Annotated in this window: 12 protein-coding genes; 7 read left to right on the top strand and 5 right to left on the bottom strand. The window is 62.0% G+C overall.

Translation table 11 applies throughout. The features are described from left to right. Positions 1-241 precede the first annotated feature (241 nt). The 7 genes from AB3K92_RS09080 to AB3K92_RS09110 all read left to right on the top strand — a co-directional run bounded on the left by AB3K92_RS09080 (position 242) and on the right by AB3K92_RS09110 (position 6,911). Positions 242-769: a fimbrial assembly protein gene (locus tag AB3K92_RS09080; protein WP_060280148.1), complete on the top strand. Its 528-nt coding sequence runs from the start codon at positions 242-244 to the stop codon at positions 767-769. A 236-nt stretch (positions 770-1,005) separates the two neighbouring features. After that, positions 1,006-3,174 (top strand): TcfC E-set like domain-containing protein, encoded by a 2,169-nt coding sequence (locus tag AB3K92_RS09085; protein WP_369465772.1) that lies wholly within the window; start codon positions 1,006-1,008, stop codon positions 3,172-3,174. Further along, positions 3,171-3,857 (top strand): pilus assembly protein, encoded by a 687-nt coding sequence (locus AB3K92_RS09090; protein WP_155630331.1) that lies wholly within the window; start codon positions 3,171-3,173, stop codon positions 3,855-3,857. The genes AB3K92_RS09085 and AB3K92_RS09090 overlap by 4 nt, the downstream gene beginning before the upstream one ends. Beyond that, positions 3,857-4,336: a hypothetical protein gene (locus AB3K92_RS09095; protein WP_059498265.1), complete on the top strand. Its 480-nt coding sequence runs from the start codon at positions 3,857-3,859 to the stop codon at positions 4,334-4,336. Before AB3K92_RS09090 ends, AB3K92_RS09095 begins: the two co-directional genes overlap by 1 nt. A gap of 115 nt (positions 4,337-4,451) precedes the next feature. Then, positions 4,452-5,474, top strand: coding sequence for a hypothetical protein (locus AB3K92_RS09100; RefSeq protein ID WP_369464864.1), 1,023 nt, complete (start codon positions 4,452-4,454; stop codon positions 5,472-5,474). A gap of 8 nt (positions 5,475-5,482) precedes the next feature. After that, positions 5,483-6,031, top strand: coding sequence for a hypothetical protein (locus AB3K92_RS09105; RefSeq protein WP_060280146.1), 549 nt, complete (start codon positions 5,483-5,485; stop codon positions 6,029-6,031). 211 nt (positions 6,032-6,242) lie between these two features. Next, positions 6,243-6,911 (top strand): hypothetical protein, encoded by a 669-nt coding sequence (locus AB3K92_RS09110; protein WP_226206262.1) that lies wholly within the window; start codon positions 6,243-6,245, stop codon positions 6,909-6,911. A gap of 741 nt (positions 6,912-7,652) precedes the next feature. Here AB3K92_RS09110 and AB3K92_RS09115 read toward each other — a convergent pair. The 5 genes from AB3K92_RS09115 to AB3K92_RS09135 are packed head-to-tail and all read right to left on the bottom strand — an operon-like array spanning position 7,653 to position 13,358. Continuing rightward, on the bottom strand, positions 7,653-8,693 hold the full coding sequence (locus AB3K92_RS09115) for an acyltransferase family protein (protein WP_369464865.1): 1,041 nt from the start codon (positions 8,691-8,693) through the stop codon (positions 7,653-7,655). After that, positions 8,686-9,816, bottom strand: a complete 1,131-nt coding sequence (locus tag AB3K92_RS09120; protein ID WP_369464866.1) for a hypothetical protein — start codon at positions 9,814-9,816, stop codon at positions 8,686-8,688. The genes AB3K92_RS09115 and AB3K92_RS09120 overlap by 8 nt, the downstream gene beginning before the upstream one ends. After that, positions 9,806-11,098 carry a lipopolysaccharide biosynthesis protein gene (locus AB3K92_RS09125; RefSeq protein WP_369464867.1) on the bottom strand — a complete coding sequence of 431 codons (1,293 nt, stop codon included), beginning with the start codon at positions 11,096-11,098 and terminating at the stop codon, positions 9,806-9,808. Before AB3K92_RS09125 ends, AB3K92_RS09120 begins: the two co-directional genes overlap by 11 nt. Further along, positions 11,092-12,264: a polysaccharide pyruvyl transferase family protein gene (locus AB3K92_RS09130; RefSeq protein ID WP_369464868.1), complete on the bottom strand. Its 1,173-nt coding sequence runs from the start codon at positions 12,262-12,264 to the stop codon at positions 11,092-11,094. The genes AB3K92_RS09125 and AB3K92_RS09130 overlap by 7 nt, the downstream gene beginning before the upstream one ends. Then, a complete protein-coding gene (locus AB3K92_RS09135) occupies positions 12,261-13,358 on the bottom strand; it encodes a glycosyltransferase family 4 protein (protein WP_369464869.1) in 1,098 nt (365 codons plus the stop codon). The genes AB3K92_RS09130 and AB3K92_RS09135 overlap by 4 nt, the downstream gene beginning before the upstream one ends. Positions 13,359-13,415 lie beyond the last annotated feature (57 nt).

The raw sequence follows: 13,415 nt of genomic DNA on the forward strand, positions 1-13,415 counted from the left end.
GTGCGATCGGGGCGTCGAGGGAATTGTGATATCGAATTGACAATCAACGGCTTGAGCTTGCCGAAAACTGAAATTCGTACTCGTACTAGATTTTGCGGTCGACTTATAAAGATTGTCCTATTTATCGTCGATCGCGATTTCTTGAGAATATCGTTAGTGGAATTGATCTTCCACGCGGTGAATGTGAATTTAAATGCGCATTCAATCTCGCAGTATTAATTTTTAAAACAGAGGTCACTCAATGAAATTCAACAAACTCGTTCTGGCTCTGAGCATTACCGGTGCACTGTTCGCCGTCGCACAAACGGCGCAGGCCGATTCCGTGTCGAAGAAGATCACGCTGACCGCGCAGATCAACGACGGCATCTTCGTGTCGAAGCCGGACGGCTCGACGTGGTACGGCACGGAGGAACTCGACGCTAACGACTACACGCAGACGAAGTTCTCGAAGACGCTGCCGATCCGCGTGTGGACGAAGAACGCCGATTTCAACATTTCGCTGTCGCAACCGCTGAAGATGTCGAGCGGCTACTACGAAATGAAGAACCCGAAGGTCAAACTGACCAGCCAGTCGGGTGACTCCGAAGTCAAGTTCGGTGCGGTTCAGAAAATTACGCAAACCACTTCGGGCAACGGCGGCTTCGACGAAATCCACAACCTGACGATCAACGTGGATGCGCCTACGCAAGTCGGTACCCAGACTACCAACGGCAGCTACAGCGGCGATCTCGTCATGCTGTTCGAGCCGGTCACGACTGCAGCTCCGTAAAGCAGTAAGCAGGTTGACGGGAAGCTTCGCATCAGAGGCTTCCCTTTCAACACAGCGACAGGAAGTAAACGTGTGTCCATCCGTAAAACTCCTCCATAAGACATAACGTGTTCGCCGAAAAAGTACCCTTCCGATTCAACAAGCTGTGGATGGCTGCGTTTCTTTTTGTTTCATCGCACTCATTCGCAGAACTTAAGGTCTCGTACGGAGTTCCTGAAGGGTTCAGTGCGGCCGAGATGGATGATACCGCGAATTACGTGGCGACGTTCAACGGGCGGACCTTGCCGGGTTTTATCGGATATTCACATGAGAATGGCGTCCTTGAGTTCGACGCAAGCAAGTATGAAGAAAACGGAATTTCCAGAGACGACATCGATGAGTTAAGAAAGGTCGTCTCGCAACTCGACTACAAGCGTTGCCGCGACGGTTGCGATCTCGAGGTCGGCGGTTACTACGTGACGGTCGACAAGGTGAAGCGGTCGATTTCGATCCGGGACAAGCGCGACGACTACATCGCACCCGAGACGGGCATCGGTATCGTCAACAATCAGTCGATGGACCTGCGTGCCGCGTCCGGCGGCTACCGGGCCGTGAACGTCAACGGTAGCACCTGGGTCGGCCTTCCGTCGCAGAGCTACGGCTATGTGAGCTGGTACGCGAACCGGACCCAGTCGCGCTACGGCAGTGACAGTACGCGCGGCGTGTCGTCGTATTACTTGCAGAAGAACTTCTCCAGCACGTATGTGCGGGCAGGCAAGCAGAACAATATCGACTATACGTCGGGTTCGGTCAGCACGCTGCTTTCGCCGAGCTTCGACCAGTTCGTGACGGTCGGCAGCCAGGCGAACCTGCGGGTCAATAACAACAGCGGGTCGCTGATTCTATACGCGACCGCGGACGGGAATTACGAGTTCTACCGAAATGGCCGTCTGATCGTCAAGCGGCCTGCGGCAATCGGGCGCAACGAGGTCAGTTTTGCTGATCTTCCCGGCGGGTACTACACGATGGAAGTGCGCCTTGTCGATCGCAACGGAAATGTGATCAGCCGTGAAAACCGCGAAGTCAACAACCTCAATTTTGGAGCGGCAAGCGGAAATTCATGGCACGTCACGGCCGGCAAGGAGATGGATGAAGGCGGATTTCTGCTCGAAGCGGGACTGAGAAAAAATCTGAAGCAGTTCTATCTAAGCGCCTCGGCGCTTGCCGGACACGGTGGGAAGTGGGCTGCCGAGGTGAACGTCACGCGGCCGATGCAAATCGCGGGCGTCGACGTCACGCCGACGCTCGGCGTGTTGAGTGGCGAAACAAGTTTCGGCGGTTACGTCAATCTCTCGATGGCGAGCGAGGCGCTCGGCAGCCTGTCGGTGAGCCGCTACCAGAACACCAACGTGTCGCGCTTTTATCAGGGGCAGCCGAGCACGGCAGCGTCGTATAGCCGAAACATCCGCGGAGCCATCTTCGGATACAACTATCAGCAGTCGAACTTCGGCGAGTCGCATCAGGCCGAGGTTCGCTGGAATTATCGCCCGAACGGGCTGTGGGGTACGTTCGCGCTGGGTGTGCAGAAGCGCGGCTCCCAAAGCGCCAACGGGGGCTATGGCGTGTACTTCAACATGACCATGTCGCTTGACAAGGTACAAGGGAGTTTCAGCGCAGCACATTCGGGTGGGCAGACGCAGTTGAGCGGCGACGTCCGCAAGGATTTCCAGGACGGCTTCGGCACGTCGTCCGTCGGTCTCAACGCGAACCGCGTCGGCAGCAACTATGGCGTCAACGTCTACGGCAACCGGTCCGGCACGCGCGGCGACGCCTCGCTGAACATCGGCAACAGCAACGCGGGCAGCAACGTCGACTTCAACTACCGCGGCATGGTGGCGGCGAACAAGGACGGCATGGCGTTCGGGCGCTACAGCCCGAGCGGCAGCGCGATGTTGCTGACAACGCCGAAGGTTGAAGGCATGAAATACAGCTTCAATGTCGAAGGCAATCCGGTCGCGGGCGACAGCATCTATGCGGTGCCGCTGAACGCATATAACGATGTCGCGTTCGCCCGCGTGCTGAGTAGCAGCCAGGACCTCGACATGAACATCGAAGTGCCGGCGAATATCGTCCGTGCGCATCCGGGCCAGGTTTATTCGGCGAAGGCGCGCGTCGATATCAGCATGGTCTATAGCGGCTTCCTGACGGATGCTGCTGACGGCAAGCCCATCAATGGGAAAGTCGTCGAAACCGGCGATACGGTCCATCGAAACGGACTGTTCTCGATCGTCAGCAAGAAGATGCTGAGCGCAATCACGGTGCAGCAGGGCGACCACCGATACAGCTGCGACCTGAAGGACGCGAAGGGCAGCAAATACCGGTGCGAAATCGCGACTGAATCGAATATTGAAGAGGAACCGAAATGAACTTGAATATGCGAACCATGCTTCCCGCGCTGTGCGGGTTGCTGCTGGCTGCAGTTCAACCTGCACATGCCGAGGGTGAACTGATGGTGCTGCCGGCGACGACCAAGCTGTTCAACGCCCATGAGCAGAAGGTGACGGTCAAGAACATGGGGGACGCGCCGCTCTATCTGAACGTCTCGGTGCGGAAGGTAACGAATCCGGGCATGACGCCAGAAAAGAAGGTCGACCTGGGCGACCTCGAGCACCCGGGCCTGCTGGCCAGCCCGGACAAGATGACGCTCGGCCCGGGCCAGACCCGTGCGATTGTTCTGAAATCTCTCGTGGAGCCGGAACAGGAATCGATATACCGCCTGTACATCGTGCCGGTAAGGTCGCTCAAGGTCGATGAGGTACCGAAAGACAAGATCACGGCGCCGATGTCGGTCGCGATCGGCTACGGCGTACTTGTTCGCCATATGCCGCCGCCGGGCAAGCAGCAGTCTGGATGGACGCATCGCTGCGAGCGCGGCGGCGTGACGCTGGAGAACACGGGGAATGTTCGCGAGATTTTCAACAACGTGACGGTCGACAAGTCGGCGTCTCCGCAAACCATCGGGGTGTTCCCTGGAGTGCCGCAGCATTTCGCGACCAAGCGCATGACGCTGTCCGCCGACGACAAGCCGATCACGCTGGAATGTCCGTGATGAAGCACACGCGGCACTGGGTGCTGGGCGTGCTGGCGGTGTTCTGCTGCACGAGCAGCATGGCAGCGGGCATTTTGAAGTTGTCCCGCGCCGAGCTGACATTGACGCCGGACAAACCACCGGGAGAGTTGTGGGCCGAGAACGTCGGGGACACGCCGTTGTACCTCGATGTGACACAACAACTGGTTACGAACCCGGGACAAAGCCCGGAGTGCCTCGTGCCCGTTACTGACGTGCCGCAGCCCGCGCTGCTGGTGGTCCCCGGCCGTCTTGTGCTGGCGCCGGGGCAGAAATATCAGGTGATGCTGAAGGAACTCGCTACGCCGGCGCAGGCGCAGGTATGGCGTGTGACTTTCAGGCCGAGGGAACTGCTCGTGGTTGATACGGGGAGCGCTTCAGGGACACAGGCGCCGCTTGTCGTCAGTATTGGATATGGCGTCGTGGTTTATCAACTGGCTCGTCGAATGCCGCCGCAGTAAGGCGGTCGAGTGTGGGCATATGGTCGACCGGAGAGCGTGAGCGGGAGCGGGAGTCAAGACCCCGCATGGAACGCGTATTCTCATTGTAAACGGCGGTCATCAAGGGGAGGTTATGATGGAAAGGATATGGCGCGTCGGAAAAGGAAGATTTTTTATATCTTCAGTATTGGTATTTGCCATTCTTGCATTTTCTGGAATTGTTTCGGCTAAACCGGTTACCCAGGGTCGCGTCATATTAAGCACTACCTATTGTTATTGGGCGGACACTGGCTGGGCCTTTAATGTAAAGGTTAAGGTGTCGTTTTTGCAAGGATATGGGACGAATGGTAACAACGATTATGATTTCAAGAGTCGTGGAATTGCGGTGTATACGTACGACTCGCAAGGGAAGCCGAAGCTCAATAGTGCGGCTGTGAATTCGATGACAATGGACGGTGTGAGTTACGCTGCTAAATATGATGGGGACAAATTTGTGATGTTTAGTGGCTTCAATCCATCCACGGGTGCGACAGCGAAAACATGGAATACCAAAGCAGAGTTTGACACCTGGGTTGAGATCTTGCTTGATCCAGCCAAGCTCGGTGATTGGAAGGCTATTGCAATTAAGCCTGCTAATGTTACGAATGGTGATTTTGATGTTGTTCAACAGGGGGCGGCAGTATATTTTTATCCAGGAGTACCCAGCCGGTGCTTCGAATTGGCCGACCCGGAAAAACCAACGGCACCGCCGGTCAGTATCGGCATGACGGCGCCGGACTGGAACTTGGGTGAGTTGCAACCGGGCAATGACGTATCGAAGACTTTCACGAATGTGGCGGATCAGCTTTGCTTCACCTACACGGGCACGGAAGTCCGCGACAAGAAGTTCGTTATCAATGCGAGCAACGCCAACGGCGTAGCCAGCAATCGTTACCGCCTCAAGAACTTGAAGGACGCAACGCAACTCGTGCCCTATAGCCTGACATTGAACAGCGGTACGTCGACTGTGTCGCTACCGAATGCGAGCAATGCGGATGTCTCGTTCGACAGCTCGGGCAAAACCTGCTTCGTACCGACTTTCAAGGCGACAGTCGACTCGTCTGTGAAAGATGGCGATTACAGCGATGTGCTGACGTTCACCGTCGTCACAAAATCATAGGAGATCCCGTGAGAACGTCCACATTCTGTAGCGGGCTGATCGTGCTGCTGTTCGTGCCCGCTGTCGCACTGTCGCAGTCCGTGAACCTGAGCGGCAAGACCCAGAGCAAGGTTACTGCGCACGTGACCAAGCGTGATACGCTGACCGTGACTGACGACAAGGGCGGGTGGTTCGAAAGAGGTCTGGAAATGCGGCAGCTCGGCGGCTGGACGATGCCGTATGAAGTGCAGGCGCGGTTGAAGGTCGTGTCGACGAGCGGCGTGTTCCAGGTCCGGATGGATGAACCCCTGACGATTCGCAACCAGTCCAATGCTGCACAGGTGTTCCGGTCGCCGAAGGTCAACTTGGGCAACGAAGGCGGCGAACCAAAGGCGCTGTCGGTCGGACAGAGCACGTCATTCCAGAATCCCGCGCCGCCTGTGGCAGGCACGGATTCGGTCGGTTACTACAATCTCGCGATCTCTGCTTATCCGCCGGAAGGCGATTTCAAGAGCACGGTGGGCACCTACACCGGTGTCCTGTCGATGACGTTCGAACCGGTGGTCAAGGCGCCTTGACGACGCACTGATCGACGAACCGGCTTACGTGAGCAAACCTGCCGGGTTCTCGAAGTCGGCGTCGCTTGTTTTATTCCCGACGCCGCGTAGTCTTCCGGGCGCCGTTGGCGAGCCTCGTCTCATAGCGCGGCGCCGGTCGCGACACACTGCGCGATAAAGACTTGATCCGCGGTGCTGCTCGTATCGTGCGCTCATTCACGGACTCATGGACATGAAACTTCTCTCCTCCGTCTTCCCTGCCGCATATCTGGCCATATCCCTTCTCGCTCCAGTATCGTCCTTTGCTGCCATCGATCTGATGCCGAAGGAAGTGGAGGTCGGAGCGGATGCCACGACAGTGCAGGTCGTCAACAACGGCGACCGGCGCGAATACGTGACCATCTCGCTGTCTCGCCTGCTCAACCCCGGCGTGCCGTTGGACGACGAACGTCTCGAGCCTGTCGGGGATACGACACAACCTTCGCTTTATGCGTTTCCGTTTCGCATGGCCCTCGAGCCCGGACAAACCAAGACGCTCACGCTCAAGCCGTTGCGCTCCGTCGAGACGGAGACCGTATATCGGCTCGACGTCAAGCCAGTGGTGAAGATGCTCGGAACCGAGCAGAAGAAGGTGTTCGCCAATGTGGTCGTCAATCTAGGCTTCAGCGGGCTCGTCCGCCAATTGCCGGCGCAGAAGCGTCCGGCGCTTTCCGTCGTGTGCGATGCGAGTGGCGCGCGCCTGAGCGCAACCGGGAATGTGCGTTATCGGGTGGAGGGCGCCAAAGTGGATGACCGCGACGTCGGCGTCTTCAATGTCTATCCGGGTGAACCGCTTCCATTGAATGGACAGATTGTGTCGATTCCGGGGCATTCAGCGTGCAACACTGGCGCATCGAGGTAAGGGCGAGACCTCAGCAGTATCGGCATTCGAATTGGACAGGTTTCGTCAGATCAGTGCCGCCCGAGGTTGTAATCGACACTCGACGGGCTGAATCCGTTCGGTTCGCGCAGGATGAACAAGTCGTTGTCGTCTCCGGCACTCAGGCGGCCACGATCGTCACGTAGCGTGGACAAGCCGTTCGTCGCCTTGCGCAAGCAAGGCGACGAGATCACCGCCAATCCGTGAAGACCCACCACCGTTACCCTCCTTCTCTTCATCTTCACCCTCTCTGATGCGTTGTGCGAGGCGAGTGGCGATCATTTCATATTTCGCTTTGGCTAGCCAATTGGGTGGTCTACGCTGATCTCACACTCGTCACTCGCTGTTCAGGCATATCGACCCGCGGCGAGCATTCATTGAGATGCGGCAACGAGGTACTTGAGCGTGCCTTGCCGCAATCTGTCTTCTCGATCATACGAGAGCCGGCTCAACAGCCTGTTGCGATTGCATAATTCGGCAGGGTAAGTGCCGCAACCGAACACTCATCGTGCATGCATGACGACGTTGCAACATCATGTTCGTCATGCTTGCGCGACGGCATCGTTTGGGGCCAAAGTTAGCCCCTCCTACGTGGCGAACGGCATCGGGATACTCGGTGGGTGGCAATTATTTGTCGAACCGCGCGAAAGTCGGCTCGCCGCCGTATCGGTTTCGAGCAGGTTGAGGAAGATACTGCGCGGATGCTCGAGGTTTGGGATGCGATTACAGCGAGCGCGCCGGGATTCGGGACTTTTGTAGCCATTGATTCAGTGCCGCCACCATCGGACGTTCGATCCAGACATGGCACACATATCCGCATCCACAGACCGCGCAGAGCGTTGCGCACGCGGCCGCTATGCCGGCCCACGTGTGAAGATCCGCACGCACGCCGACGATCTTCTCGGCGATACCGATTACATACGGATGGATCAGGTAGATCGAATAACTGGCGGCACCGAGCGCAGCCATGATCCGGTTCGTGATCGACCAGTTCCGCATGTCGAGCGCGACCAGCGAGACGATCAGCACGCACGCCGGCACGCCCCACAGCGCGATGCGCGCGAACGCTTGCGGCGTACCGAAAAGCGCGTGAGACAACGGAATCGCCGCGACGGCGACGCATGCCGCGAGCACCCACGCCGGTGTGGCGATGCGACGCACGAAACCGGTTCGCAGTATCCGGTACGCCACCACACCCAGGCCGAACTCCAGCACGATCGGTTGCCCCAGATGGTGGGCGACCGTACCCGGTTTGCCGTCGATGGTCGCCCACAGGCAAAACGACGCGAGCATCAGCGCCGCGAACGCCGTCGCGAAGCGTGCGCGGACGCACGCCAGACTTGCTGCGACTACCACGTAGAACAGCATTTCGTATTCGAGGGTCCAGCCGTTCAGGTTGAGCGGCCCCCAATGACCGTTTTCCTTGACGTACGGTACAAACAACAGCGACTTGATCAGGTATTCGGGCGCCGCGGTCGTACTGTTCAGCCAGTGCGGGCGCAGCACGGCGATCGCGTAGATGCCGAGCGTCGTCACCCAATAGAGCGGCACGATCCGGACCAGGCGCTTGCGGAAGAACATACGACCTTCGCCCGGTGCGACCCACGACATGATGAACCCGCTGATCACGAAGAAGACGTCGACGCCGGCCTGACCGAATGGCAGCACGTGCATGTGATAGGCGACGACCGCGAGGGCCGCGAATGCGCGTGCGGTCTGGATATTGGGAAAGAACGCGCGGGGTGGCATGCCGTCGTTACGCATGAGTTCCTCCAGACGTGGCTGCTTGCGGTGTCGCCGGGGAGCGCCGCCGGCCGGCGGCGGCCCGGGATGCGCCGATTGCGCCGGACGCCCGGCTCGTCCCGCGCGTCGAACGCGACACGCCAGCGAACTGCATCGCGCACAGCAACGACACGCTCGACAGATGACGCGTGTAGCTACCCAGATCGGGCTCGAACAGCATCGATACGGCCGCGTGCCCGATGACGAGCGCGGCGAGCACGTCGCGACCGGCGCCGCCGTCGCCGCGCGCGCGGCGCCATACGGCGGCCAGCGCGATCCAGACGAACGCCTGCATCGCGAATTCCTTCGGCCCGGGCGAAAACAGCACCGGCAGATTCAGGCGCAGTACCGCATACAGGTAGTCGACGCAGAACGCGACGAACGAAACCGGCTCGAGCGGGTTGCGGAAACTGGTGCGCGCGCCGAAAGGCGATTGGTAGGCGAGATAGTCCGACGCCATGTCGCGCGGATGCAGCAGCAGGTAATACACGTCGTTCGGCAGCAGGAAGATCGCGAGCGGCACGGCCGGAATCAGCAGCATCCTGCGCGGCCACCCGCCGTGCCGGAACAGCAGCACACCGACCGCGACCGCGAGGATCAGCGCGAAATAGCTGCGCACGATGGCTGCGTACGCGCCGTACAGCACGACTGCGGCCGCGATCGCGACGAGCGTGGTGCGGCGCTGCGCGATTCGGGCGAGCATGATGGCCATCAGCACGACGAGCGTGTCCTTGCTCGCGACGAACAGATTGAAGAACACGCACGGCGCGAGCAGCACGATGCAGGCCGCCATCGATCCGGCGCGCGTACCCTGGCCGAGCACGCGCCAGATGCAGAGCGCACCGATCGACGCGACGAACAGGTGTGTGCCGGTCGTGCCGAGCGCGGCATAGACCTGCGCGACCGCGTCGAACGACGTGCCTTCGTAGGTGCTCGCGCCGCCGATCTGGCTCTGGATCTTCTCCGCGTCGCGAAACACGAACTCGGGCAGGAACGCGCCGGCTTTCGCATAGATGACCCAGTAGGCGAGCACGGCCAGCGCGGCGATCGCGCGTATCAGGCCGCGGCTGAGCCGCGGGCCTGCGCAAATCAGCTTATCCAGCATGACGCAGCTCCGTTGTTTGTGCGGCGAGTCGATGCCGGCGCGCGAGCCGTGCGACACTCAGCGCGAGCATCGCGGCGATCGCGACGCTCGTCGCGAGATGAGCGAATGCGGCGCCCACGACGCCTTCGCGAGCAATCAGTTGCGACGCGAGCGGCAGATACAGCAGTGCGATGGCAGTCAACGCGACCAGCACGATGCTGCCCGCACGCACCGCAATGGCGGCGGTCCACAGGACGTCCGCCGCCGCGCGCAGCACGAACGACGCGAGCAGTACCGCGAGCAGCGCGGCATGACCGGCGTCCGCCGGCTGGTGCGCGAACGCGAACAGATCGCGGCAGACGACCGCGATGGCGGCCGACGCGAGCAGCGTCACCGCCACGCTGGCTGCCACCGCGCGTCGCAATTGCCGGAGAAACGCGCCGGGCGTGTCGGCCAGTGTGCGCACGAAGCGCGGGCCGGCCGTCGCGACGACCGTCGCGAACGCGACCGTCTGCACGGCATTGGCGATCGACCACGCGAACACGTACTGGCCGAGCGCGTCGGCGCTCACCTGGCCGCCCGCGACGAAGCGTTCCGCATACTGCAGCGCCGCGAGGAGCACGCCCGCCGCATAGAAGGGCAGCCCGCGCAGCCAGACCGGCAGCACGCTCCCCGGATGAGCCTCGCACCCCGGAAAACGGATGCCGTGTACGCGGCGCGCGAACGTGTCGATCCGACGCAGGCATGCGACCACCACGCATGCGTTGACCGCGACCCAGATCGCAAACACCGTTTCGATCGATTGCATCGCGCCGGAAAGCAGTCCGGCGCAAGCGATGCCGGCCCATGCGCCGGTGCGCACGAACAGCAGCAGCGAAGCGGCGCGTGGTTGGTGCAGCGAGAACAGCCATCCGTTTGCCTCGAACGCCGCGTGCTCGGACAGCGCGACAAGCAGCACGCTCCAGGCAAGCGATGCCGGCAGCCCGAATCGTGCGAGCAGCGCGGCGGCGGGCTCGTTCAGCGTCGCCACGGCAAGCGCGGCGGCGAGCAGTACGTAGAGCGCGCCATAGACGACGCAGAGGCGACGCGCGTGAGCGATCGCCGGCATCGGGTTGGTTTCGCTCAGGCGGCGGTTCAGTTCCGGGCTGAAGCCGAGGCCAAGCACTTTCGACGCAATGACCGATGCGGCCACCGCCAGCCCGTACGCGGCAATCGCGTCGAAGCCGAGCGTGCGCGCGACGACGATCGCGAGCGCGAATTTCAGGCCGAGCGCCGAGAAGCGCAACAGAAGGCGTGTCAGCATCGTCCACCTTCGTCGATGCCGCCTGCGGCGCGCAGCGTATCGATCACGCGCACGCGGGCCGCACGGATGCCGGCGAAGCCGGTTTGTGCGGCGTCCCAGAACGCGGCCGTCGCGCCGGGCGCGAAGATCGTATCGAAGACGTCGGCGGGGTCGAAATCCGCGCCGTTGGCGACCCAGTCATTGAGCCGCATGTCCGAGTAGGCGCCGAAGCCCTTGCGTTCGTAGCTGACGTGGAACGCAGGGACGCCGTGCAGGATCGATTCGAGCGCGCCGTGCAGCCGCACCGACACCGTGACGTCGGGCCGGTCGTGCTCGAGCAATGACCTGAGCGGCACCGGTGTTTCGCGGATGCCGAGGCTGCGGTAGTACGCGAGATCGTCGTTGCCGCGACCGGTGCTCTGTACCGCGAAGCTGATCCGGCACGATGCGTTCGCCTGTTTGACGAGCCGCCGGATCGACGCGTCGTAGCGTGCGCGTTGCGCGGCGGACCACGCAGGCGCGCGGCGCAGCACGAATGCGATGTGCCGCACGTCGTGATTCGCGTGCGCCGCGCGCTGCAGGATCGCATCGCTGCGATGCTCGAAATCGAGCACGGCGAGATCGGGGGCGCGACGCGTGTTCGGATTCTCTGCGAGGAAGGCTGCGGAACGGTCATCGCGAACGAACACGGTGTCGAATCCGGCAAGCAGCGAGCGCTGGTGGGCGCCGACCGGATGGGCCGACAGTACGGGCCCGATGCTCTGCGGCAGATACACGGCTGGCTTGCCCGATGCGCGCGCCGCGCGCATCTGCAGCAGGTGCCCGGCTTCGAGCTTGAGCGCCTCGACGGGATTGCGCGCGCGCAGGTATCCACCGCCGACGCCGACGATCAGGTCGGCCCGGTCGAGCAGTTCGACGGTCGGGCGCAGCCGGCCATTCGCGCGCACGGGCAACGCGGCGCGGGCGGCCGCTGTGAGCCGGCGCCAGCCGCGATCGGCAAGCACCGGGGCCGGGCGGACGTCGTCGTGGCCGGCAAACGACGCGGGATCGGCGGCGACAACCGACACGCGTGTCGCGTCGCCGAACGCCTCTCGCAGCAGCGAGACGGACAGGTCGACCAGCAGGCCGTCGCCGGTGTTGCAGGCGCTGTACGCGTGCAGCAGCGCGACATGAGGGGATGAAGTCATGCGGGGTGTCCTTGTACGAGTGCGCGATACAGGTCGTGCGTGTGCCGCACCATCGTCGCGGCGGAGAATTGCGCGAGCGTCGCCGCGCAGTGGTCGCGCATGGCGTCGCGTCGCGCTGCGTCGCGGGCGAGCGTGACGACGGTGCGGGCGAATTGCGTCGTGTCGTCGTCGTTCGGCACGACTTCGCCGATGGCGTGCCCTTCGACCAGTTCGGTCACGCCCGCAACGCGCGATGCGACGATCGGTACCTGGGCGGCCATCGCTTCGAGGCACACGTAAGGAAACCCTTCATAGCGGCTCGGCAGCGCGAACAGGTCGAATGCGGAGAAATATCGGCTGGCGCGATCGACCGGGCCGACGACATGAAGATTCGGCGGCACGTCGTCGGCCTCGGGGCCGGCCGCCGCCGCGAAGTCGCCGGGGCCGATCGCGACGAGGCGCACGTCGAGGCCGCACTGGCGATAGACGCCGCGCGCGATCCGTACGAGCCGGTCGACGCCTTTCTGGTGGCTGAGGCGCCCGACGAAACCGACGACGATCGCGTCGTCCGGGAGGCCCAGCGCCTGCCGTGCGGTGCGGCGCGGCAGTGTCGCGGACGCCGCGACACCATTGGAGATCGTCGCGACGCGATGGGCGGGGATGCCGAGCGCGTCGTGCAGATGCCGCGCTTCGTCGCGCGAGACGGCGACGATCCGGTGCGAGCGGAAGTGGCCGAGCAACGCTTCGATCGTGCCGTACACGCGGCGCTGCAGGCCGCTCAGGGTCGGGTTGAGCGTGTAGATTGCGTGCGGGGTATACACGTGCCGCCACGGGCCGATGCACAGACGCGCGACTGCGCCGGCCTTCGAACTGTGGCTGTGCACGATGTCCGGACGAATCCGCAGCAGGCACCGATACACGTGCGCGACGGCCCACGCATCGCGCCAGCCGACGGCGCGATGCATGGGGACATGGTGCACGCTCGCGCACAGCGCCAGCACGCGCGCATCGAGGATCGTGCCGTCGAAGCGCCGGCCGCGCGGCACGATCAGGTGAAGTTCGACGTCGCCGGTTTTGCTCAGTCCGTCGATCAGGTCGGCAAGATGGACGGCCACGCCGCCGCCCGCCGCCTCGACGACGAGTGCGACACGAAGCGGTCGAATGCGGGGTGC

The organism is Burkholderia sp. Bmkn7 (assembly GCF_041103175.1).
Lineage (GTDB): Bacteria > Pseudomonadota > Gammaproteobacteria > Burkholderiales > Burkholderiaceae > Burkholderia > Burkholderia cepacia.

What these genes read in the sequence shown, in the direction of transcription:
- AB3K92_RS09080 (WP_060280148.1), top strand. Translation starts at nt 242, where the DNA reads ATGAAATTCAACAAACTCGTTCTGGCTCTGAGCATTACCGGTGCACTG.
- AB3K92_RS09085 (WP_369465772.1), top strand. Translation starts at nt 1,006, where the DNA reads ATGGATGATACCGCGAATTACGTGGCGACGTTCAACGGGCGGACCTTG.
- AB3K92_RS09090 (WP_155630331.1), top strand. Translation starts at nt 3,171, where the DNA reads ATGAACTTGAATATGCGAACCATGCTTCCCGCGCTGTGCGGGTTGCTG.
- AB3K92_RS09095 (WP_059498265.1), top strand. Translation starts at nt 3,857, where the DNA reads ATGAAGCACACGCGGCACTGGGTGCTGGGCGTGCTGGCGGTGTTCTGC.
- AB3K92_RS09100 (WP_369464864.1), top strand. Translation starts at nt 4,452, where the DNA reads ATGGAAAGGATATGGCGCGTCGGAAAAGGAAGATTTTTTATATCTTCA.
- AB3K92_RS09110 (WP_226206262.1), top strand. Translation starts at nt 6,243, where the DNA reads ATGAAACTTCTCTCCTCCGTCTTCCCTGCCGCATATCTGGCCATATCC.
- AB3K92_RS09115 (WP_369464865.1), bottom strand. Translation starts at nt 8,693, where the DNA reads ATGCGTAACGACGGCATGCCACCCCGCGCGTTCTTTCCCAATATCCAG.
- AB3K92_RS09120 (WP_369464866.1), bottom strand. Translation starts at nt 9,816, where the DNA reads ATGCTGGATAAGCTGATTTGCGCAGGCCCGCGGCTCAGCCGCGGCCTG.
- AB3K92_RS09125 (WP_369464867.1), bottom strand. Translation starts at nt 11,098, where the DNA reads ATGCTGACACGCCTTCTGTTGCGCTTCTCGGCGCTCGGCCTGAAATTC.
- AB3K92_RS09130 (WP_369464868.1), bottom strand. Translation starts at nt 12,264, where the DNA reads ATGACTTCATCCCCTCATGTCGCGCTGCTGCACGCGTACAGCGCCTGC.